17 protein-coding genes and 1 other RNA gene are annotated in these 24,943 nt (G+C 33.2%); 3 read left to right on the top strand and 15 right to left on the bottom strand.

What is annotated here, in order from left to right; translation table 11 throughout:
- Positions 1–300: 300 nt before the first annotated feature.
- Complete coding sequence (locus CACET_RS06185; protein ID WP_044824033.1) at positions 301–618, bottom strand: TfoX/Sxy family protein; 318 nt, start codon at positions 616–618, stop codon at positions 301–303.
- 642 nt (positions 619–1,260) lie between these two features.
- Between CACET_RS06185 and CACET_RS06180 the strand changes: the two genes are divergently transcribed.
- Positions 1,261–1,788, top strand: a complete 528-nt coding sequence (locus tag CACET_RS06180) for a LysM peptidoglycan-binding domain-containing protein (RefSeq protein WP_052661236.1) — start codon at positions 1,261–1,263, stop codon at positions 1,786–1,788.
- A gap of 789 nt (positions 1,789–2,577) precedes the next feature.
- Here the strand turns inward: CACET_RS06180 and CACET_RS06175 are convergent.
- The 4 genes from CACET_RS06175 to CACET_RS06160 form a co-directional block, all read right to left on the bottom strand.
- Complete coding sequence (locus tag CACET_RS06175; protein ID WP_044823524.1) at positions 2,578–3,399, bottom strand: hypothetical protein; 822 nt, start codon at positions 3,397–3,399, stop codon at positions 2,578–2,580.
- Between the two features lie 140 nt (positions 3,400–3,539).
- The gene (locus tag CACET_RS06170; protein WP_044823523.1) at positions 3,540–5,339 is read right to left on the bottom strand and encodes an ATP-binding protein; all 1,800 of its coding nucleotides are present in this window, start codon (positions 5,337–5,339) and stop codon (positions 3,540–3,542) included.
- Between the two features lie 2 nt (positions 5,340–5,341).
- Entirely contained in the window at positions 5,342–6,553 is a 1,212-nt protein-coding gene (locus CACET_RS06165; RefSeq protein ID WP_044823522.1) for an SIR2 family protein, read from the bottom strand.
- Positions 6,554–6,715: 162 nt separating this feature from the next.
- Entirely contained in the window at positions 6,716–8,533 is a 1,818-nt protein-coding gene (locus tag CACET_RS06160) for a DUF262 domain-containing protein (RefSeq protein WP_044823521.1), read from the bottom strand.
- Between the two features lie 363 nt (positions 8,534–8,896).
- Here CACET_RS06160 and CACET_RS06155 point away from each other — a divergent pair, with 363 nt between their 5' ends.
- A complete protein-coding gene (locus tag CACET_RS06155; protein ID WP_044823520.1) occupies positions 8,897–11,470 on the top strand; it encodes a sigma factor-like helix-turn-helix DNA-binding protein in 2,574 nt (857 codons plus the stop codon).
- A gap of 55 nt (positions 11,471–11,525) precedes the next feature.
- Here the strand turns inward: CACET_RS06155 and drmB are convergent, their stop codons facing one another.
- From drmB to smpB, 8 genes are all read right to left on the bottom strand, one after another.
- Entirely contained in the window at positions 11,526–13,223 is a 1,698-nt protein-coding gene (gene drmB, locus CACET_RS06150; RefSeq protein ID WP_044823519.1) for a DUF1998 domain-containing protein, read from the bottom strand.
- On the bottom strand, positions 13,216–16,587 hold the full coding sequence (gene drmA, locus CACET_RS06145; protein WP_044823518.1) for a DISARM system helicase DrmA: 3,372 nt from the start codon (positions 16,585–16,587) through the stop codon (positions 13,216–13,218). Before drmA ends, drmB begins: the two co-directional genes overlap by 8 nt.
- A gap of 310 nt (positions 16,588–16,897) precedes the next feature.
- A complete protein-coding gene (locus tag CACET_RS06140) occupies positions 16,898–17,185 on the bottom strand; it encodes a hypothetical protein (RefSeq protein WP_144414729.1) in 288 nt (95 codons plus the stop codon).
- 479 nt (positions 17,186–17,664) lie between these two features.
- Entirely contained in the window at positions 17,665–17,835 is a 171-nt protein-coding gene (locus CACET_RS20375; RefSeq protein ID WP_158385979.1) for a hypothetical protein, read from the bottom strand.
- A 261-nt stretch (positions 17,836–18,096) separates the two neighbouring features.
- The gene (locus tag CACET_RS06135) at positions 18,097–18,912 is read right to left on the bottom strand and encodes a restriction endonuclease (RefSeq protein ID WP_044826402.1); all 816 of its coding nucleotides are present in this window, start codon (positions 18,910–18,912) and stop codon (positions 18,097–18,099) included.
- The gene (locus CACET_RS06130; protein WP_044826401.1) at positions 18,909–19,757 is read right to left on the bottom strand and encodes a class I SAM-dependent methyltransferase; all 849 of its coding nucleotides are present in this window, start codon (positions 19,755–19,757) and stop codon (positions 18,909–18,911) included. The genes CACET_RS06135 and CACET_RS06130 overlap by 4 nt, the downstream gene beginning before the upstream one ends.
- Before the next feature lie 793 nt (positions 19,758–20,550).
- Positions 20,551–20,880: a transfer-messenger RNA gene (gene ssrA, locus CACET_RS19795) on the bottom strand.
- A 26-nt stretch (positions 20,881–20,906) separates the two neighbouring features.
- Positions 20,907–21,374 carry an SsrA-binding protein SmpB gene (gene smpB / locus CACET_RS06125; protein ID WP_044826400.1) on the bottom strand — a complete coding sequence of 156 codons (468 nt, stop codon included), beginning with the start codon at positions 21,372–21,374 and terminating at the stop codon, positions 20,907–20,909.
- Positions 21,375–21,572: 198 nt separating this feature from the next.
- Here smpB and CACET_RS06120 point away from each other — a divergent pair, with 198 nt between their 5' ends.
- Complete coding sequence (locus CACET_RS06120; protein WP_052661590.1) at positions 21,573–22,262, top strand: TrkA C-terminal domain-containing protein; 690 nt, start codon at positions 21,573–21,575, stop codon at positions 22,260–22,262.
- A 46-nt stretch (positions 22,263–22,308) separates the two neighbouring features.
- Here the strand turns inward: CACET_RS06120 and rnr are convergent, their stop codons facing one another.
- Both rnr and CACET_RS06110 read right to left on the bottom strand, forming a co-directional pair.
- The gene (gene rnr, locus CACET_RS06115; protein WP_044826399.1) at positions 22,309–24,432 is read right to left on the bottom strand and encodes a ribonuclease R; all 2,124 of its coding nucleotides are present in this window, start codon (positions 24,430–24,432) and stop codon (positions 22,309–22,311) included.
- Between the two features lie 84 nt (positions 24,433–24,516).
- On the bottom strand, positions 24,517–24,834 hold the full coding sequence (locus tag CACET_RS06110) for a DUF1294 domain-containing protein (protein WP_044826398.1): 318 nt from the start codon (positions 24,832–24,834) through the stop codon (positions 24,517–24,519).
- Between the last annotated feature and the right edge of the window lie 109 nt (positions 24,835–24,943).

Here is a 24,943-nt window from a genome sequence, read left to right as displayed (position 1 = left end):
CAAACGATTATTACCCACACTCCCGGCTTATACCAGCAATCACTGATGAAAATACTGAATAACATACTCCCAAAATTGAAGCAAGCGACCCCTAGATAATCTCCGGGAATCGCTTGTTTCAAGGCTTTTCAGAACAAAATAAAACCACCTGCTGATAAAACTTTTTATCAATAGATGGTAGATTATTTGGTGGAGGCGAGGAGTGGTGGGTGAAATTCACTAATTTTGTTATTCCTCTATCTTTTTGTTATGGATTTGTATCTTATTCGGCATCTTAATGAATCTGTCTTTATATACTTATCACTTCTTCTTTTTGGGCTTCGGCATAGGTAGTTCTTCACAAGTTTTGATAATAAATTCCCTCAAAGACTCTCTCTCGTCTAAAAAATCAATAACAAAATGAGGTTTTGCACCTGGGTATGGTGATGCTTCTTTTGTGCTCAATAAAGATGCTCCTGCTACTGTTTTTTTTACAAAAAATTGATTGTTGCATATAAGACCTAAAATTTTACCGTTACAGTAGATTCCATATTCACCAAACATCTTTTTATATGTAATACTACCAGCATCGCTAATTTGCTCGCACACATACTCTACAAAATTTAATGTTGATGCCATAAATACCCTGATTTCTAAAACCGTAACATAGCATAACATTACGATTTTTCACTTTGTGTACTAAACAAAGCGGTGGTATAACAGGATTCAACCACTAGGGTATCACCTCACATTTATAAATCTCGCAGAGCCTTTATTGCATTTTAACAATAAAGTACAACAAGATTACAACTGTTAGTGGTCCCTGATTTATTTCTACCATCAAAGCCTTTCCTTTTAGGTGTACTTTGGCAGTTTTATAAACTAAATATCCATTAAACGATCCCTAGTATTTGTTTTCTCTGCTGCAACCACAAATCAGGTTTTTCACCTACCTTTCGTTTTATAATTTTATTAATCATCGCTTATTTTCCCAAAGCTAGGGGGATATAAGAATTTTTTATAATCATTTTGTGTCAAAAATATATCTCTTTTATCTATCCCTCTAAACATTGCATGATATATATCCCTATTTGGCTTTTTTCTCTAGAAAATATTTGCATTTTTATCACTTCAATTAATTTTAATATTAGAATATTGATAAGTCAAATAAAACATCTCCATGACTTATTGCATAAGACCAAACCTTTAAAACAACACACTTTTTTTAGTCATGAATATTATTTACTGAGAATGACTATAACACGCAAAGGAGTGAAAAAAATGCATCAAAGACCTCACGTTAACATCGTTATCATACCAGGAGATACTCTTTTTTTTCTAGCAAGAATTTTTAATGTATCCATCCAAGAAATTTTGATAGCTAATCCTGGAATTATCAATCCTAATATCCTTTATCCGGGGCAAATTGTCACTATCCCTTCAGCGGCACCAATACCACCTAATCCTGGCTTTGCCCGGGCACAATATCTTGTAAGGTTGGGAGATACCCTCTTTTCTATTGCTCGCCGCTTCGGTCTGACGGTAGAATTATTATGGGCCCAAAACCCTCAAATCTTCGATCCTTTCCTTATTTTTGTGAACCAGGTTATAAATTTAGTGATAACCCCACCCTTGCCGCCACCGCTACCACTAAATATGATTCAAATATATGTTTCGGTAGGTGAAACCCTAATCAGTATTGCTAGACGTACTGGTGTTAGTCTGCAGGCTATCATCGCTGCTAATCCTCAGATTATTAACCCGAACATTATCTTCGTTGGTCAAATAATCAACGTACCACTCAGGTAAAAACCATATTAAGTCAGTATTTTGATAATAACTTTATATTAGGTTACAAATCTATACTTTTCCCATTTCCTTAAAGTGCTATCATGAAATAAGCGATAATACACAGAAAAAGCTGCTTCAAATGCAGCTTTTATACTTTTGTGGATTTAAATTGCATAAGAAAAAAATACAAAAGACCGTATCAAGTCAATTGACTCAATACGGTCGAAAGTTTCACTGGTGGAGGCGAGGGGACACCTTAGTCCATTGTTTCCAATGGTGCTGACTATATCTTGAACTTCCTTTGAAGTTCTCTGGCGTGTTATAGAAGATATAATGTAAGGGGATACACACCTATCTGGAGTATTCCTCTTCTGTTGGGGAAATGTCCCCAATCAAAACTTCTATCCTAGTACTCCATATCTTACGATTTAGGAGCCTATGAGTCGATACAGGGCTTTGGGATTTCTCCCTTTACCCCTCGGTATTGCCGTCGTCTTTACGTTACGGTTTCACCGATGTAAACCAGATTTTCACTTGTAGATCACTCCACAAGGCGACTCTTTTTGAATCGAACCTCTGTCCGAAGGCCCTTTACCTTCAGCTTCTACGAGCGTAGTTACTGTTTTAATTCTCGTCTCCTCTATCGTCCAGCAACATACTATAGATTCGACCAGCCCTAATTATACAACTTAAGGTCAAGGCATCCCTTAAGACGTTCCCCGCTAAGATGACGTTTCTAGCTAGACTGCGGGTGGTCTAGTAGAAACGAGCAGTTTTACTAAGCTGCTAAAACGTAATTATCGTTTGCTAGTCCAACATACTGAAATCTAAATTAGTTATAATTTCAGCTAAAGAAATATTTTTGTTAATACAATACTCTTTAATATCGCCCCACCAACCATCATAAGCGCCAGTATTTAAATATATCTTTTCTATTTCATCCCAGTCTTTTTCTATATAACACATTTTATATTTAATTAAAATAGCTAAATGCTCTTTAAGATCATTAAATGCTATTCTAGATACTTTTTGTATCTCACTTGCTGGCACTTTAAATTCTATTGCACCAACTATTTTCTCTTTTTCAACTCTTTCGCATACAATTGCCAATATAGCTCTGGTTCCGTGTGGTAGTTGCTTTAAATTCTCAGCAAAAACATTTATTTGCTTTATAGTTTCCAGTAACTCTTCTTGATCTTGTCCCCATGCAAAATATTCATTCATACCATTTAATGTCTTTGGCATGCTTATTATATCTTCCTTAGCATAATCTTTTATACTTTCAGCGATTTTCGTTTCAATATCTGTAAACTTTCTCTCATGATTTTTCTTCATTTCTCTTAATTTTTCTACTGTATATTTGTAAACATCGTTAGTTATCTTATGATGTTTATGGCACATAAGCATTAAATTTTCAAACTTTCTTCTATCTTCATTTGATTGATTTTTATTAAATCTTTCTCCACCTGGCATTGCCCCCTCTATATGACATACTTCTCCTATAAAAACACCATTCTCATCGATCATTAGTTGTGGACATCCAGTAAAAGCACATTTGTTTCCAGACTTAAGATATAGTTCTCTCAGTGTATCTGGTGTAGGTTTTAATCTTTTTACTTTTTCCGACATTATTTCCTCCTAGCTTGTATTTAGAATTCTAAAATTAATCACGGTTATTATATTGTCCTGGTTATAAATTTTTAATAAGTATCTATATTTCTTCTACTGTCAACATAGTCAGAGATAATTAAGAGATAATTAAAAACTTATTAGGGCTTCCATAAGTCAATAACATTTATGTCTTTACTGTCAGGCTTATTAGCATCCGCAAGCTCATCTACCTGAACATTTACAGGAAAATCAAGTGCTAAACCGCTACATATACATTGTCCTTGTGATAAAATTGGTATCATCTCTTGTTTAGACTTATCTAAAAAGGAAACAGACTTCCTTATAGTGAATAAATCTTCCTCGTTTACTAGTCGGTGAATGAAATAGTTATGTAGCTGCGATACCAAAGTTGCCGAAATATCCGATGGCCTTTGACTCGCTATAGTAATGAAACATCCAAACTTTCTTCCTTCTTTAATAATTTCTTCAAAAACCTCTAATCGATAATCCTTCCATGAAGCACTTTCTCTGTTTGAGTTCTCAGAAAGTATATTGTGTGCTTCATCAATAATTAGGTGAAGACTCTTACTTCCCTTAGGTGCCTCTTTTTGGTTATCATATGCTTCTTTACAAATAAGTAATGGTATTATTTTTTTCATATGTATATTACAATTAGATATAGAAACTACTTGAATAGCCATCTCATCTTGTATCTCATCTTTAAATTCAAGAACTCTAGAAATTTCATTAATTCTCTTCTCTGACCTCTTTATCATAGGAGAAATATGTTCATCATTGCTATATCCTTTTAGCAGCTCATAGACATGCTTATAATTTAGTACAATATCAAATAGAACTAAAGGATCAAGAGACTGACACTCTATTGGATCGAAAATATCAACACAACCAAGATCTTCAATCTTAGCCTTTATATAATCTTCCAGTAGTTCAATCGTATTAAAATATTGACCGCCTTCCCGATTATATAAACAAGCACCTACACTATGGTGTTCTATATCATCAAAAATCCTTTCATAATCATATGCATTACCACCATAAATTTTTTGTAAGACATTAGTAGTTTCAGTCTTAACCTTATTAAACTTAGAGGGATTTTCATGAATAACCCTAATTACATCAGTAAAACTAAAAGAACGAATTTTATAGAACTTATAGCTTTTTAACACTCTCTCAAGAAAAGGGCGTTGGGTTTTATCTGTAGCATCAAGTATTATCGACCAGAATACTGAATCTTCAATAACACTTCTTGGCAAAGGATATTTATCCCCAGTATTTGATCTCGTGTCTAGTCTATAAACCTTTTTTTGGATCACTAAAACTGCCTCCGAGGTATATTCATCATTGAAATCAATAAGGAGAAATTTGCTTTTTTCATAATTCAATCCTGATTTGAATAACTCAGTATATACCTTTGCCAAAGTATTTGACTTTCCACTACCGGTATTTCCGAATATACCGATATGACTAGCAAATAGTTTCTGAAGACTAAGGGCTAGCTTATAGTTATCATAGCCTGAGATATTACCAATCCTAATAACAGGCTCCATATCTTTTGTAAAGCAAAATATTTTTTGAACTTCATCTTCTTGCAACACATACACGTAGTTTGATATCATCGGCGTTTCATAGACACCTTTAACGAAAGCCTTATTCTGACTGAAATGTCCAAGTATCTTAACGTCTAATATCCTAGAGTAAGTATCCGTATGCTTACTATATGAATCAACATTCTTTATTTCTTTTATGTACTCACCTTCAATAACTGCAATAATTTCAGTATAACCTTTAAGTATTTTCACGTAATTTCCAACAGCAATATTCTTTATAACTTTTCCATTATATAAGAGTCTAGCTGTATTTTTTTCCTCATATACCTTTACTTTAGTACTAATTCCAATAACATCAATGACTTCACCTATTAATAAAATATCGTTCATACTTAACCCCCAAACAGGATAGAGGTAAACTCATTTAAATCAATATTTTTGTTTTGGCAATAAATATAAAAGACATTGTAATGATCTTTAAACATTTCTTTAAAGTCCCTAAGAGAACGCTCATTATATATAAAAATATACATTATCATTGAAGGATTAGCTAAGGCTCTCTTTGTAATGCTGTAGATATGCTCATCTTTAAATGAGAATCCAAATACAAAGAGAACTGAAGTATTCTTTTCTAATTCATTTGAGTACATTCTTAACAAGTCATAGTAAACATTTGCAAGTAGTGTTTCTTCGAATTTTTTCTTAGTGGGATTAATAATATGCAATTTTTGATATGCTTCAGTAAATTTATTAACCTGTTCAACCAATTCTCCACTAAATTCAGTACCTAGCATATTAATTAGATCAACGGACTCATTAATACTAGTAGTGGCTGAAGATTTATCATACTTAAAATCTGAATTTTCAAATACCATGGCGCATTCTTCAATCACACTCAAATAGTTCGCTGGGTCTGTTTTATATACAATTTCATCACATTCCTTAGACCAACTTAATGATCCATGTAATTTAAATAGGTTAACTGTAGGTATTTGAGATTCTCTCTCTGTATTCTGAACAATTTGTTTCACTATTTTATTATAATTTTGAGTAGAAAACGTTGGTACTAACCTACCTGCAAATCCATCATTATAATAAATCTTATTTTTTTCTAGAGACAACTCAAAAAACATATCGTAGTTTGTTGTAAATAAATTAATACGTTTTAGTAAGTTCTTATCATTTCTATTAGATAATAATGCTGCTAGTTTTAAAATAAATATATTCGAATTTTCAAAAGAGCATTTGCTTTCTATGTCTTCTTTATGGGGATAGATACTATTTCTGAAAAAATCATATAAGATCAACGATTCAATTGCAATTCTATTATTATCATTATCTTTATTGGTTAAGGCATTTTGCTCGATAAGAGTCTCTAAATTTCCTAAAGTCCTAAGTCTTTCATAACAATAACCAGAACCAATTAGAAAATTTACATTACACGATTCAAATAGGTTTTTGATTACCTTATTTATGTCCTCCTTCTCATATGTTTGTATACCCCTGAAACCTTCACAATAAATTTGCACAATTCCTTCATCTTCTACCGTCTCCTCTACAACATCGAATAGTTCTATCACTTCACTTTGATCAACAACTTCCATCACTTCACCTCTTTCAGCCTATAGATTATATTTTTATCTATAAAATCATCTAATTTTTATCAAATACTTAGGCTTAATACTTTTTACTTGGGTTGATTCATAGACTCTATGCAATTTATCCATCTTAGAGTATTGTTTGTAGCCAATAGGAGCTACTGATATTTAAAGTGAGTCCCCAAAAGCTGCAACCACTTCATCGCTATCTCTATTTGTTATAGATTTACCCATCGCTTGACTTATAATATCAAGTAGAGCCTTGGCCCGATATATAAGAAACTCTTGGAAATTATCTGATCTTATTGAAGATATATGTATTAAGTGGCTAGCTACATGTATATCTAATTGTGTTCCTGATACACGATTATTCTTTTCTATTTGCATCAAGTAATGGCTTGGAGCACTACCACCTAAAATACGGTTTGTGCGAGCAAATAATGGAGTCTTATTAACAATAGAGTTCCATTTTTCTTTAGGTATATTATTATCTTCGCAATAAGCCCGTGGAAATATATGGTGTATATCAGTATTCTCATCGAGGAACACTGTAAAATCCATAGCACTACCACTAATAAAATCTAGAGCACCCGCTCCAAGAATTAAAGCCATTACTCCTTTATATGCAGCACTTAGTCTAGATTGTAAAGTCAGTAATCTAGTTGGATTAAAATATGCCCTACTAACAGTTTCAGGTGGGTTCCCATTATCTTCTATCCACGACATTAACCCAACAACATCATTAGCATATCTTGTTTCATTTGCACCACCATACATTTCACCAAAGACACCACACCAATACCACCTAGCAATCTTTTCTTTAATAGTGTTATCTTTTGTTTTATCTCCAAGTAATGCAAAAATAACTGCCATTGGGATTAATTGAGTACTATATGGTAAGTCCCTTGCAGAAAAGATCCTCTGTTCCTTTAAAAAAGTAGCAGCTTTTAAGAACCCGCTAGATAATTGATCAGCGTATTGAAGATAATCTGGTAAGGTTAAAGCTAAAACATCCTTTCTTTTACAGCTAACAGCCTCTCCACCATTTTTCTTCACATAATAACGACTTAAAAGAGTAATGGCTGTTAGGAAGTCTGTTGAAGAAACAACTGATAAAACAGCTTGATTGAGGTTATTAACAGAGAGTGCTGATTTATTAATAAATTCTTCTTTTCTTTTTTCCCAGTCTTTCCTCAATTCAAAGTTATCTGCGGCAAAAGTAGCTGTTATTAACTCAAAGACTGTCAGAGATACACCACCTGTATTTACATTTTCAAATACTTGGCATACAGCTTCTTTCGGAGTCGATTTATCAAGTGTGATTACTGGTACCTTATATGTTTGTATTGGTACCAAAACATTAGCAATAAAACGCCCATATCTTTGTAGCACATCTGGTGCATATTGATGGTATACCTGATATTCATTCTGCCAGGTATTACATTTGATTAGATCATATACAATATTAAGAGGGAACATATGATTTTTAAATTCATTTTCTCGTGTACTTAAATCAAGGTCTATCTTTCTACCAAAATCAGACCTAATCATTTTGTCTTCAGGAATAGAATAAATAGCGTCAACTCTATCTGTTGTACTATTTAGACACATATCAATATTAAGATAATAATATCTTTTAATAGGTTTATTTTTATCTGTTTTTGTATTAATAGCCTCCCTGCAGTACATTGCACCAAATATTGATGTCAATCTTTGTTGTCCATCTAATACAAGAATTTCAGGTTTCACAGTTGCAGATGCACCTGTGAAAGGTCGGTATTTAAATCTCACACTATCTCCACCATACTCTAAAAACATTAGTGCCTCTACAGGGTATGAGTTAGAGATGCTGGCAACTAACGCTTTAATTCTATTATCATCCCATACCCACCCCCTCTGAAAATCTGGTAATTGATTGTTTCCATTGGCAATAGATTTAAGGATATCTGAGACATTTGTATCATTAGATTTAAATGAACTTGGCATATGCTCCCTCCTATTAGATTGATACTCTCGTATGTAACAGCTTCTTAATTAACGTATGGAAGTATGATCCTGATCCTTTTTGGAACTTATCATTCATCTATGTATGACTTGTTAGTAATTACCATTTATAATAATTAGACAAATTTTTTATAATTCCTTTATCTGAATTTGTCGAATTCTTTAAAAGTGTCTTCTAATACTTTTTAGATAGCATCTTAATCATATAAATTGATTTGTATTAAATTATTAGAAGTCATACAAAGGATTTTACCTAAAACCGTAGAAATATTTAATAATAAATAGATTGCATTCGTCTATTATGTCTAGCTTGTCTCAAATTAATTATATATGGAAGTGATAATTGTGAAAAATGGGCCTGTATTTAGTAATATCTCTATGATTAATAGATGCTTTAATGAACTAGGTAGCCCCTTACATTATAGCTTAATTATTGATTATTTACGCATTAATTGGGCAAACGGTAGAGGGATACATGAAGAGGATGCTATCAATTACTTGAATCTTGCCTTAAAAGCCGGGCATTATTATGAGGAAGTAGAGCGGCAACACTATCAACGTAGAAGTATGCATTTCGATAAACTTCATGATCTATTTGATACTTTACAAACAACCTGTATTCCCACTCAATATTTGGGTAGAAAATCACCCTATAACCTACAGGAAATAAATATGGATCCTAGGTTTGGTGTAGTAACTACGGATCAGAATCAAACTTTCATCTTACTAAGTGAATGGAATTTGCTCAACGATTTAGTAGTGAGATTTTTAAACAAGCAACCTTTAGTAAAGGCTACTATATTAACAATAACTCAACTAATTAAGGAAGAGTATCAAATTGAAGATTCTAATGCATTCTTTTTTCCTCATATAGATAATCGTTTTAAAGTCAATAAGAAAGGTCTTGTTTCACTAAGTGAGTTAGGATACGTTAATAAGGAAGATAAAATACCATCTCAAATCACTCACTTTATTAGAGAAGAAGTTGCTCTTTGTACCCCACGAATACTAAAACTGCTAGCTAGTAGATTAGGTGAAGAAGTTCGAATAAGAGATATTATTAAATCAGTTTTTGCTATAGAGGTTCATCAACCTTCTTTTTCGGCATATTTCGAAGTAGTTAGAGAGCACTTAAAATCCTATAATCATGTGTTTTTGGTACCTACTGAAGATAAGTTAATTTATTTACCAGAAGAAGCTTCTCCAGATAGCATTGAAAAATTTAGTTATCATGGAAAAACAGACGTGAAATTCATCGAAGATCTAATAAGGGGAAATTTATCTCGCCAAAAAACAAAAGAAATTTCATTATTTAAAATAGGTAATTCCTCTAATAAAGAGTCTAACTATGATAAAGATACATTAAGCTATACTTTACGCTATTACGATAGAATACAAGAAACCTTAGAATCTCACTATTTTAGTCAATGGATTCAAGATAGACGTTTAGAAGTAGTCTTAGTTAATAAAGATGATAGAATATCTCTTATCTTCTTTCATGATGAAGCAAAAAATATCTTATATGGACCACACTTAGAGGAGTTCATGAGTGATTATGCACTACAACCTGGTCAAAAGCTCAATTTTAACATGGAAAACAATGTTTTGCTTCTAACAATTGGGGAAGTAGATCTTAAAGCTGCTTCTTCGCAGGAAAGATATATTGATATTTCACGTCTAGCTGAAGAAAACATAGGTTCAAAAAAAACAATTGTACAGCTAATATCAGAAGCATTAATTTATCATCCCTCTGGATTACACGTTTCGGAGATTATAAAATATGTTTTGAAAGATTTCCCATATGCTGAAAGTAGTGTTAGTAGTACGTTGTCCACTTATCCATTTTTTCAAAAAGATTCTAATCGTAATGGTTTTTGGTATTTCAATCCCTTAAAGTGGAAAAAGAAGCTATCATTACAGGATAATACTGATAACAAGGCACCTACTAATACATATAACGATAGTCATAATAATAGTGGTACCAACAAATCTAGTGAAGCTGACAAAATACCTTTTCTAGAATTAGAAGAAACATATAGAAAACTAGCTATATACTCAAAAAATAATAGACGTAGAATAAAAAATGAATATTTTTATTTATGGGATAAAAAAGATTTTCTATTAACAGCCTTAGAATATTATGCCTATGCTATTTACATATTGGCTAAAAAATATTCCACTGATTGTATTAGCACAATGGATTTAATTCAAGAATCCTATTTTGCACTGGATAAAGCTTATGATAATTATAATCCAGAAAAAAGTGCAAGCTTTTATCATTATTCACTTAATTACGTCCATCAAAGATTTCAGCGTTATGTTAATTCTACTGACAATATAATTAGAATACCTGATCATAGAGTAGCAGAGCTAAAAAAGATATCTAAAAAGTATGAACTGGCCTTACTAAAAGGTCAAAAGTACGAAATAGAAAATGACGAAAAAGATTTATTATTATGGACCGTCAATTATATTAGCCTTGATCAGCTTTATGGATATTATAATTTACAGGGGGAATTCTCAGAAATAGATGAGATTCATCGGATAGTTTGTTATCGCCCTTTTCTTAATCCTTTAGAGTTTAACCAATGTTTCCGATATGAACATATAGACTTACTTAGAATGGAAGAACCAGAATTTATACCCAGCACCAATTATCTCTATGAAGATACCTATAATATATCAAACGACTTAGTTGATGAATTGTTTAATTATATTTCAGAAAGTGAAAAAGGATTCTCCAGTATTTCTGGATTAGATGTTTTAAAATTAAGATGTGGTTTTAACGAGGCAAATAGACGTTATACCCTCGAAGAAATAGGAAACCTATATGGAGTAACTCGTGAAAGAATAAGACAAATAGAGCAAAAAGTATTAAAGAAGGCCAGAGTTTATTTAAAAAAGCAAAAATATTTTTAGTATAATCCCAGTTTACTTACTTTGCACTGGGATTATACTAGATAGGTTAGCTATATTAGAAATACGCTAAATCCTCTTCTCCTGGCAAAGGATTTATCATCCTTCTGTCCAATAGTTGATTATTCCATTCACAGGAAGTTTCTGATATAAAGCAACAGGCATGACAAGCTGCCCCATTTATAGAGGTATGAAATTGAATATCTCCATCAACGCATAAAGGATCCGAAGAACAATATTCCATTTTATTTAATGCCTTTTCAAAAATATGAATTAATTTTTCTTCTTTAGTTAACTCTATCAATCCTCCTAGGCTACCTTCTGAGTCAGATGAAGACGTATAAATTAATACACCCATCATATTATCCCCACAATACAGCCTCTCTCGAAGTGAGGTTGTTGCATAGCCAGAATGAATCGCAAATTCTTTTATCATCATGTGGGCAAAGGTATGAATTAGAATATGTCTAGGTAATAATAAACGTTTCTCATAGCCATATATTTCTCTTTGTTTATTGTATCTTTGTATTATTTTATGCGCCTCTTCTTTTACTCTCTTATTTGATTCCCATTTCACTATGGATTCTCTACGAAATTCAAAAAACACTCCTTCACCTATTACTTCAATGGCTGGTAGCCATTCCTTCTTTTTCTTCATAATTGGCAGCATTTCTGGAGTTTCTTCTGAGAAAGGATCAGGATAATAAAGCCGTGTAAACCCTTGTAGTACTCTTACTTCCCTCAGCTTGTCTATTCTTAATAACGTGGAAAAGCTGCCCTTCATACTAATAGGCAATTTAATTTCTTTTGATAAGAATCCGGTGTTATGTCTATCATCGACTTCTTTATTTTTGAAAGTTGCCCATTCTTGTCTTCTTATTCTGTCATAGTTTAGTGCTTCTTCTTCATTATGATATATCCTCATGACTTTTTCATAAAGGGCTTCTTCTATATTAAACATTATACAAACCATATTTTTAATATTTTCTTCATTATCCCCTCTTTGAACAATATTATCTATCAATTGCCTCGATTGTTCTACTTGAAAAAACAATTCATCCCTTTCATCTAATAGCGGTATAGAAATAGCGCTTGCTACAATAGGTGTAAATACATCTGATGCTGATCGCAACGAAGTTTTCACTTGTCCCTCTTTACAGAATTCTCGATCCCCTAACCAAGGTCTCTCACCTGTACATTTTGGTAACACCTGTTTTAATTCATTCTGCTGCATTATTTTTCCTAAATTAGTTTGTCTATTACACTTAACACATCTAACAGTAATATCGGAAAGTGAGCCAGTTTCTCCCCTTGATTCATATTTCAATATTGGTTTCTCACAAGGTATACCTTTATGTACCCACTCTATCCATGGGAAATCACTAATATGTCCTTTATCGCATACAACAATAAAACGAGCTGGATAAAGTTTTATTTCTACTTTTCTTTCTTTTTCACAGTAATAACAAGTCCTCCTAACAAAAGGACTCATCATGCCACAACTTGGGCAAATTCTCCATTGAGGAAAGGGAATACCCTTTACTTTAAGCTTATCTGAGACTCCCCCAATTAATTTTAAATGATTAATTTTTAAATATCTTTGAAGCCTTTCCTCGTATATAACATTCTCATATGGGATATCCCATTGATCTGCTGAAACAATCATGACACTATCTTCTATTAAATCTACAATCGATCCAGGAGCATAGTAACTAATTAGTTGTGAGGGGCGTAACTTCCCAAGTTCTTTAGTCATAATAATTCACCTCTATTACTGGTATTTCAGGTTCTACATTTCTTAAAGAAGTAAGTGCTGGCCGTGCATCTTGTCTTTTTATTACATCATGAAATTGTTTTAACAAATAATATTTTTGATATTTTTTATGACTATAGGCTAAACTGTCATGTTCATTAGTTCTAGTCTCCCACCAATCCAGCATTTCTTTTATTTCTCCCCTTATTTCTTCTCCTCTAATTTCCTGTGTCTTGCTTCCTCTATCTACAACAAATTCTATTGCTTCTTCTATAATATTGTCAATTTGAAATCTTATTGCTGCTGTTTCTTCTGCTAAATCAGGATGATGTTGTCGCAGAAGACCGATTATTAAACCTTCTAATCCTCTATCTCTTGTACCTTGAGCAAAAGTTGTAACACTTGTAGCCTCTACATACCGATACATAGCTTGATGAAATCCTTTAAATCTCTCAAAGTGCGATAAATCTCTAGAGCGTAGGGAGTTAAAAAGCGTTAGCACTAAACCAGGGTACTTTCTACCCACTCTGCTTGTTGCTTGTATATATTCTGAAGCTGTTTTAGGTTGATTGTGCATAACCATTAAACCCAATCTTTCTACATCAACTCCCACTGATATCATATTAGTAGCTAACACTACATCAAGAGCTTGTCCTTCTTCTACACCTTGCTCCATTCTTGCTAATAATTTAGGTATATCCGACGCTTGCATTCTACTAGTCATTTCTTCAGTCCTTAGGGTGCTCCAGTCTTGTTTTTGTTGTGATACTAACTTCAGTCGAATCGGTATCTCATCCTTTAACAACATAGAAGTTCCTGACAAATCTTTTATCGTATTAAAGTATCCCAAAATGCTCCAATAAGGATCCAAGTAATTACGCTTCTTTATATTTCTAACAATAGCTAACAGTGCAGCATAAGTATATACAGAATGTATTTTTCCACTTACTCCAGGTGAACACACTCCTATATAGAGCCTGCCTGGTTTTTCTGTGATAGGTATCTCATAAGAAAAAAAGGTATCACGTGCATCTAATACAGGTAGTGGAAATTGAGAAGCTTCTCTTCCAAATAACCTTCTTATTTGTTCATCAGCTCCTTTAATAGTTGCTGTTGAAGCAATAATTTTAGGTCCTATCTTTTTTTCATTATGTTTACGTTGACATAAGAAGTCTACAGCTATTTCATATAAACCTGTTAAAGAACCTAAAGGTCCACTAATAAGATGGAGTTCATCTTGAATGATTAAGTCTGGTGGTAGCAGATTCTTAATCTTTTTTGTCTTAATACCTCCTCTATGTGAGGAGGGAAAACTTTTTTCATTTACAAATCCTTGTAATGGGCTATAATGAGTTTTTCGACCAAATAGTTCTCGTATATCTTTCCCCCAAGCAATTTGAGCAATTTTATCTACAGTACCAATAAGAAGAGTAGGTACATATCTATATATAGCTTCGTCAACTGTTAATGCAGGAATCCCCTCATTAGAAGAAAATGGACATTTCCGATTTCCACATATAGTTATCTGATTATACTGCTGTATATCATAGTTATTAACAGTTAAAGATTCTCCACACCAAGGGCAATGTTGTAATTGCATTGGATTTCCTTGTAGAACTGTATTTCCTTCACGAATTTCAGTAAGCTTCTCCAAGGCATCGGTTAGTTTATTAGGGGTAGAAGCTTGTCCAATCCATAGTCCTATTCTAAAGGGCTCCAGCCCCCAAGTTTCTTCATTTTTTTTACGAATTACTTCTGCAGCACATATCATAGCAGTGGCCCTCTGAAATTGCTGTATAGTTAATAATCTCAAAGTGTAACGCATCATAATACATACACCAGAGTAAGTTTCCGGCTGATTCCAAATCCCCTTTAATCTTCTCAAGCCCATTGTATAAGCTGAAATTCCTAGGTAAGCCTCAGTTTTTCCACCACCAGTTGGAAACCACAATAAATCTACAATTTCCCTATCTACACTTTCCAAATCAGATACACCACTAATATTCATTAATATGAAAGCAATTTGAAACAACCTCCATTCTCCCTGTGGCAACTCATGTGTTCTTTCACCAGTATTTCTATAATGATTTGCTACTTTACTTTGAGCTCTTTGCAATGCCATTACCTCATTGGCAAATTGGAAAGCTCGTAGGCATTCCTCACTGTTTTTTAATATATCTATCCCCTTTTTAATTCTACTTATAATTTTACTTACTTTTGCACTATTTTCATTAGCTATTTGATGAAGATGATGAGGTAATGAAGAAATTGTTTTTACTTGTTCTACCAACCACTTTTCATAGACCGAAGGAACATAAGAGAGTTTTTCTATTAAATCTTCTTTATTCATTTTAGCAATTTCCATCATTTCATAAGTAATGTTAGAAATTCTACGATGTTCTACAATAGGCAATTCATAATTAGGTAACCAATCGCTTTCTACATAACATTTGTCACCATCACATCTATAGTTTGTGCTTACTCCATGACCTATAGCATACTCTTGAACATATTTGTAAAATAATTCATCTTGATAATTTGATTCATCTGCTTTATTTAATATAGATAGAGCATATTTTTTATCAAAGGAAACACTAACAAAGGTTTGAAACATTACCTCACTTTGTAAGGGATAAGAATCTCTTTTATATCTATTCATGAGGAATACACTAACATGGTATACACGATTCTTTTCTTTAACTTTACAATTTAGCATTCCAGGCTCATGTAGATTAATTTTTTTATTATTTTTAGGAGTAAAAACTAAGCGTTCATTAATTGGAATTCGTTGATTGTTTTCATCGTACATTCCCCAGCTTACTTTAAGCTCAATAGGCACCAATTTTTTCATTTGGAAACTAAAACCCATAGTTGAGGGCCTAAAAGGGTTTCGATTAGAGATAATTTCATCCAAATTTTCTCCTTCAATTAGCTCTTTAGTATTTACTTCATGCTCCTGCTCATTAATAATTTCAAACGTAGAGCCAAAAGGAGCTAATTTTCCACCTAGATAAAACGACATTGGGGCTTTACTAGTATCTAATTTTTCTTTTTCTTCAAATGGACCTATAAGCATCTTTCTTAGTTCACTAACGATTTCATTTCTTTGACTTCTATAAGCATCAAAATCAATTTTCTTTGCTTCTGTCTCCGCTTCATTATATTCTTGACTAATCATTTTGTTCTTAACAAGTCCAATAAAATCATTATCTAATTGAAAAATATCAGGGTGCTTTATTATCCATTTTTCAATTGTTAATTTTTTAAGATATAATTTAGGTAAGCTAGTAATCACTTCTTCTATTGGAATCTTTTCTGCTCCTGTATTAACTAAAAATTCATATAACTGTTTAGGACCTTCCTTCAAGAGATTTCCCCCCTTATTTATATGATATTAATTCATTTTATTGTTTGCTTTTTTAGTTTGATCCTTCTGCGACGCCAGCGTTGCTTGCCTAACCTTATCGACTGCGCCGTCAGCTTTGATGACTAGGTATATAATACCTAATCCTAAAACTAATATTAAGATTGTGCTTATGATGCTAATAACTTCTAGTAGAGGAATTAAGATTATAAATTGCCTCCTATTCTATAAAGTATAATATTTATTTCTGTATAAGTACTACAATTCCTCTATAGAAAGAAAAATAGACGGGGTTGGTCCGTCTATTCCTTTTTTAAGTTAAAACTATAAATCTATACTGTAAAATGATGTATACCCTTTTAGCAGTATGGCGCTGCTTATGAGGTGCCCTTATGTCATCGGTTAACCACTTAATTACTAAGTCCCTATATGGCGAAAGTTTGCCAGATCTGATTTGTTTAGGCCGAATTTCTATGTTGAAGTTATCCTGCTCAACGTACTTTTTTACGGTTTCAAAGTCATGTCCTGTAATATTTGCTATTTTTCTTAAACTTTTCCCTTCAAATTTCTTCAAATATTTGATACGATATATTTGCTCCATTGTTAGCATCTCCTTATTCCCCTTTTCAGTTTGGTCACTAAAAAGGATAGTATTTTTTAGGGGTGCTTGCAATGGAGTTCTTCCATTTTTTGCAGGGATTTTTAACTTCCGCTGTGCTTGGTTTCTATTCTACCAAAAACAAAATAATACAAAATAAAAGTACTTACCTCTTGATATATGTTTCATCACTGTAATTGTTCATAGTACTATTAACAATTAATACAAATTTACTCTTCATCCCCCAAACAACCCTAGAAATCAATACAGAAATTAATTCTTACCAAAGGCAAAAAAAAAACAAAACGACCAGAGCCCAAAAGAATATCGGGGTCTAGTCGCTTAATTGATTTCTTATTATTTCCGCTGTCTTCGTGGAAGGGAGCATATCAATACAGAGATTGACCTTTATGTGATTATTTCTACAAATTGATTGGGTATATTCTTTCTTTAAATGTGTCCCAGACAGATAACACTAACTTTTATTCCTTGCATTTCTTACAGTATGTTTTTGTATAAGTGTTTTCTTTTGTTCTTAAAGGAGGTTTAGTACTACTATAATATTCTGTGATACGAACGACTTTCCCTTCTCCACATTTACATTTACCTATTTCTTCTTGTCTCTCGTCATCTAATTCCCAGCCTGAACTCATAAAATCACCTCTCTTAATTAATTTCTTGATAAGCTTATTAAATTTCTTAAGCTATTCAACACCAATCCACCATTTCCCTCTATATTCCAACAAAGTAATTTAAATATTTTATACCACCCACTCTACCAGTTACCCCTATATTGTGAACTTCTAATTAAATGAAAACTAGCGGATCGACCCCTGTACAACACAGCTTTATCCTTTTTTTAACCAATTTAATCATCCCTATTATTAAAGTCAACATGTTGGATGTTCAAATGCTCACATTAATTTCTGTATACTTTCATGTATGTCAATAAGATTGTCAATTGTCCAAAGATGTACTTCTTGTTCAATTCCGTTTATAAAGTGTGATACCGAGTTAGTATACTGTCCACTAGTAATAATAACACCAGCATCTATATGCTCTATTACCATCGAGCCCACTAACTGTCTAATAGTTGAAATTGAAACTTTTGAAGTAGTCCTATATTTCTTAACCTCTATCATAATTCTTTTCCCTGTTGGCGTATATAACATAAAATCATACCCAGAATCTCTGTAGTTTGTATTCATCTCAACATTTAACCCATTGGAACAAAATAAATTATAAACTAATTTTTCAAATTGAATTGGATCAATACTATCCAAATAGTTTGGTTCCCGTACTGCTCTTTCCAATATTATTGAATGTTCATTTGGATTAGAGAAGTCTTCATTCTTCACTTCCGATAAGCTTAAATATCTTTCAATATTAAATAAAATTACATTTATATCTTCACTTTGTCTAATATATGTTAAATTTTTCAAGTCATAAGGAATATCTCTATAGTCACCTATTAGAATAATCTTTTTATTTTTACCTAGTGCATAGCCCAATTCAAACATAATTTCTGAATCTCTTTTATCAATAAAACAAATAAAAAGATCACAACCATCAATTAATACTGTTGAAGATGAGAATGTACTTTCTGATGACTTATCAAATTCTTTTTTTAATATTTTTATATTTGTATCAATATAATAATCATATATTCGACTTGTTAGGTGTTCAATCTCTATACAATTAGAGGAATATGATATATAAATTTTATTCATTTTATCTCCTCCTTTGCATTGGAAATAGCCCAAAATTCATACAAAGCTGCTAACTTTAGCTGTTCATCTTCAGCTGTATCAGCACCATAAATTGTAAAAGTATTTAAAAGTTCACAACATTCATTGAATCTTATTTCTAAAATGTTGCTAATTTTGTCTTTAACCCTATTTGTTATTTCTTCCTTTTTGTCATCAAATACACCATTACAAACATTTAGGTGGGGTCTATTAATTACAACAGACCATCCTCTACATGTTTTATGTATCCAAACTGATGGATGCACCTTATACTGACTTCCTACACATTCAAAAATAATATTTAACAAGTCCTTTATTTCATTGCCTTTTAAAGGTAATGCACCCAATTCTGGATTGATTAATGATTCCATATCATATATAAATAATTGCCCTATATCAGATAATCTTTTAAGTGATTCTATAACTAATGTTACAAAACAGTTTGGATGTAATTCGTGAGCAACATTAGTACATGTTATAAAATCAAACTTTTGACTGGGTTCTAATATATTTGTAAACTTAGATAAATCACCATGATTAAAATTATAATCCTTAAAATCTAAGTTACCAGCAATCCTAGAAGCTACTTTTGTAAAACCCACGTTTATATCATATCCATCATAAACAATTTTTTTTCGATTCTCATCAGATAAGTTTTCTTTTAATTGCGATATAATTTGACCTTTGCCACATGCTAGATCTAACCATGTTATTTGTCTAACTTGAGGGTTCTGTAATGTTGTGTTTAGAAGTGTTATTGCAGATTGATGTTGGGGAAGAATTCTCTGTAATTCTAAAGTTGCATCAGAATCAGATATAATAGTCATTATCTTTACCTCCATTATTATCATTTTGCATTTTTATACAAAATCGAAATCTTTAATTAGTTATTTGATTTATAATTCAACATAATTTTGTATTTTCCTTTAAAAACATATAGTTCACTTACTATATCTTCCCTTTAAGAATAGTGTAAGGGCAAAAAAAGCACCTATCCTAAGATAGATGCCTTCCTCATTCCCTATATATCCCCCACACACACCAACAACCTCAATAAGACTATATCTCCTCTACACCTCTTGAAACCACTACCTCACTTTTAGCCTATATATATCCTTACCACACACTCCACACGGCTCATATGAGGAAACATTCCCACAAAATGTTAACGCTAAAAAGTATGCACCGTAAATCCAAAAAAAAATTTCGGTGCATTTTCGGTGCAAACAATTTAGCGTAATTGAAGCTTTTTTCTGTTTTTCAACTATCAAAATTTACCTCGAAAACACTAAAAGCCCCTGAAATCAAGGGCTTTAGATTGTATCAATATTAAGTTCTTATTTGGTGGAGGCGAGGGGACACCTTATTCCATTGTTTCCAATGGTGCTGACTATATCTTGAACTTCTTTTAAAGTTCTCTGGCGTGTTATAGAAGGCGAATTATTGTTTTGTTCCTTCCATCCTAGTACTCCATATCCTTCGATTTAGGAGCCTATGAGTCGATACAGGGCTTTGGGATTTCTCCCTTTACCCCTCGGTATTGCCGTCGTCTTTACGTTACGGTTTCACCGATGTAAGCCAGATTTTCACTTGTAGATCACTCCACAAGGCGACTCTTTCTGAATCGAACCCCTGTCCGAAGGCCCTTTACCTTCAGCTTCTACGAGCGTAGTTACTGTTTTAGATCTCGTCTCCTCTATCGTCCAGCAACATACTATAGATTCGACCAGCCCTAATTATACAACTTAAGGTCAAGGCATCCCTTAAGACGTTCCCCGCTAAGATGACGTTTCTAGCTAGACTGCGGGAGGTCTAGTAGAAACGAGCAGTTTTACTAAGCTGCTAAAACGTAATTATCGTTTGCGTTTATATTTATTGCCCAGTTTTTGGCGTGTTACCAAGCAAAACACGGCTCGCTACTAAAGACTCCAAACCCCCGTCGAAACCTGTACGCCCCCTTATATATAGAACAAAAACTATTGTTTTTGTCTTTCACGTAATACTTTTTGTATCCTTCTGTCGGCGTCTTTCTTGGCTATGTCTTGGCGTTTGTCATATTGTGCTTTACCTCTAGCTACTCCTAATGCTATTTTTACCCTTCCGTTGCTTAAATATGCACTTAAAGGAACCAGTGTAAAACCTTTCTGCTGAATATACCCAATCAGTTTTTGTATTTCCCTTTTATGCAGCAAAAGCTTTCTTATTCTAAGGGGATCTACGTTAAAGATATTTCCCTTTTCATAAGGGCTTATATGCACATTATACAGGAAAACTTCACTGTTTTCAACTCTGGCATATCCATCACGAATATTCATTTTTCCTAAGCGAATGGATTTTACTTCTGTACCCTTCAGTTCAATCCCAGCTTCGTAGGTTTCTTCTATAAAATAATCGTGTCTTGCTTTGTTATTGGTGGCTAAAACCTTTCGGCCTTCCTTGCTCATGGCTTTCACCCTTTTAATCATTTTTTAAAACAGTAAATAACTTTACTGCTGAATGTTCATTATATCATAACAATAATATCATGACAATAGGTTGTTTTTGGAAAAGCAATTATTTCTTCTTGATAAAAATCATAGAAAGTTATATCCTATAAGTCAAGGGTATATAATAAATAAAGTATTTTAGGGAGGTAGTCCTTTATGCCCGTCACCTACGGTTTTATTATCCTTATTTTTTTAGGCTTTATTGTAGAAATCTTATCTATTGCACTAAAGGTCACTGGTTTAGATATAGAGAAGGCTCGATTTCAGGTGGTATCCATCATCACTCATACAGGCTTCACCACTAGGGAGTCAGAGCTGATTACCCAACACCCTATTCGAAGGAAGATTGCTATGGGTTTGATGTTGATTAGCTATGTGGGAGCGGCTATTTTGATCAGTATTATTGTCAATGCTTTTAGAACCCAACAAGCTTTTCTGTATTTTCTCTTATATTCGGCTTTAGGCTTACTAATCATTAGGTTTCTTGTTAGAAGAAAATATCTAGTAAACAAGTTTGAGAGTTTTCTAGAAAAGTTTCTACGACATCGTATGAAGGTAAACTCCAAGTACAGATCAGTGGAGGAGGTTCTTCGTCTAAATGATGAGTATGGTGTAGTAGATTTTGTTATCGAAGAAGGTCATAGCTTAGTGGGTACCTCCTTGGTTACAGCAAAATTAAAGGAAAATCATATTCAAGTTTTAAATATTGATCGAGGCTCTTATATCATCCATTTTCCTAAGAGTGATTTTATTTTTGCCATAGGAGACAAAGTCTTAGTTTATGGTGAAGTTGAGAAAATCAATGAATTTATTCTAAGTCAAAAATTCAACCGTTTTGACCAATAATAGACCACACTCCTGTGGTCTACTATTGGTTGAAGTATTATTAACCTTACTCTTCCTCTACCAAACTAAAGTCAATTTCCCTCTGTTTAATATCTACCCTAGCAACTTCAATAGTGACTACATCCCCTATTCTAAATATCCGCTTTTTTCTCTCTCCAATTAAGAGATGCTTTTCACTGTCATAGGTATAGTAATCATCTACTAAAGAACTGAGGCGAATCATACCCTCTATAGTGTTATCCAGCTCAACAAATATTCCAAAAGAAGTTACACCAGATATAATCCCTTCAAAAACTTCACCAACTCGCTGTGCCATATACTCTGCTTTTTTCAAGTCTACAGTTTCTCTTTCTGCTTCATCTGCTATAGCTTCTCTTAAAGAAGACTGTTCTGATATATAAGCTGCTGCAGCTTTTAATTTTTGGTGACGATCTTCTGTCATTTTTCCCTGCAAATGTTCTTTGATGATCCTATGAATCGCTAAATCAGGATACCTTCTGATTGGAGAAGTAAAATGACAGTAATATTTTGCTGCAAGACCAAAGTGTCCTAGGTTATCTGAAGTATATCTAGCTTTTTTCAGTGATCGTAACATCAAAGTACTAATCACAGTTTCTTCTTTTTGACCTTTTATTTTATTTAGAAGATCTTGAAGCATTTTAGGATGTATTTCATTGGCCATTCCCTTTAAGTGATAACCAAAGTTATGGACAAATTTGTTAAACTCCTCTAGTCTCTCCACGTTGGGTTCCTCATGAACACGATATACAAAGGGACTGTTTAACCAGTAAAAATGCTCTGCTATGGTTTCGTTACATACCAACATAAATTCTTCTATAACGCGGTTTGCAATCCTGCGTTCATATTTTTTCACATCAATAGGTCTTCCTTTTGGATCTAAAACTACTTTTGCTTCATCAAAATCAAAGTCGATGGCACCACGACTTTCTCTTCTTTCCCTTAAAATCTTGGACAAATCTTCCATTCTTTTAAAGTCGTCTACCACATGCTGATACTTTTCAATAAGAGCCTTATCTTGATGTTCCAATATATCCGAAACATCTTCATAGATCATCCGCTCATTGATATTAATGACACTTTCCATAATCTCATGACTCACAACCTTGCCATCTCGATCAATCTCCATCAGCACCGACATAGTCAGTCGATCTACCCTAGGATTTAAACTACATATGCCATTGGATAGTTTCTTAGGGAGCATAGGAATAACACGATCCACTAAGTATACGCTGGTAGCTCTTTTCAGGGCTTCTTTATCCAACTCGCTTCCTTCTCTAACATAGTGGGCTACGTCTGCGATATGCACACCAAGTCTATAATTGCCGTTGTCAAGTACTTCTACTGATACAGCATCATCTAGGTCTTTCGCATCTGCTCCGTCAATGGTAACCATCTGTAAGTCTCTTAAATCTCTTCTTCTTGCTATTTCTTCTTCTGTAGCTACTTCTGGAACACCTTCGATTTCTCTTTCTACTTCCTCAGGAAACTCTGGTGTTAACTTAAACTTTCTCATAATCGATAAAATATCTGTTCCTGTGTCATGTTGATTTCCTAATATTTCTATAACCTTCCCCTCAGGATTTCTCCTTTTTTCAGGCCACTCTGTAATCTCACAGACAACTTTATCTCCTTGTTTGGCACCATTTTTATCGCCTTTGGAGATAAATACATCTACGTTAATTTTGTTATCATCTGGTACTACAAAACCAAAACTTTTACTATCCTCATAGGTACCCACAATCTCTTTGTTAGCCCGCACCAGTATTCTTATGACTTCTCCTTCTGCTCTTTTAGTACTGGTGTTGATTTGATTGACTCTTGCTATGACCCGGTCTTGATGCATAGCACCATTCATTAAATTAGAGGGGATAAATACATCCTCAACCCCTACTGTATCAGATATAATAAATCCAAAACCTTTGGTATGGCCTTGAAGTCTTCCCACAATAAGGCCCATTCTTTCTGGAACCCCATATCTTTTTTTCCTGGTTTTTATGATGAGGCCCTCTGCCACCATTTCTTCTAGTAGATTTGAAAACATTGTTTTTTGATTGGTACCTATCTCTAAGACCTCCAGCAATTCCTCCTCTAGCATTGGATTATAGGCTGAAGTTTTCATAAACTCAACGATTTTTTCTTTAATGATCAATACAATCCCTCCTGTTTATTCATGATGAAGGTGAACGCTAGTTATATCTATTATTGTCCACTTTATGATGAAATATGAAAAAACTTAGTAATTAAGTAAATAATGATAAGTAATAAACTGTATAACTTTATTTATTATGTACAATAATGGTATACCTATATAAAACTTTTTCTTACTTTGCTTATGATGAAAAGTAACCATGCCTATTAAAATCCCTATTGCTCCACCTAATAATGCCATAATCATAAAAGTAAGTTCTTGTATACGCCACTGATTCTTTTTTGCCTTTGCCTTATCTACACCCATCAGTATCATTCCAACGATATTAATGCATAGCAAATAGACATTGTAGGTTTTGAATATAGCAGGGTACTGGTTGAAAATCTCAGCTATAAAACTCATGCTTCTTTCCTCCCTTTATCATAAGTTGCTAAAAAGTTCATGTTATATACATACCCTAAAAAATGGTATAATAAAACCCCTAATCCGTAGGATTAAGGGTTTTTTCATT

It is taken from the genome of Clostridium aceticum, from assembly GCF_001042715.1.
Lineage (GTDB): Bacteria > Bacillota > Clostridia > Peptostreptococcales > Natronincolaceae > Andreesenella > Andreesenella acetica.
The sequence above is the reverse complement of the archived record's forward strand: the minus strand, read 5'-3'. Positions and strand labels throughout refer to the sequence as shown.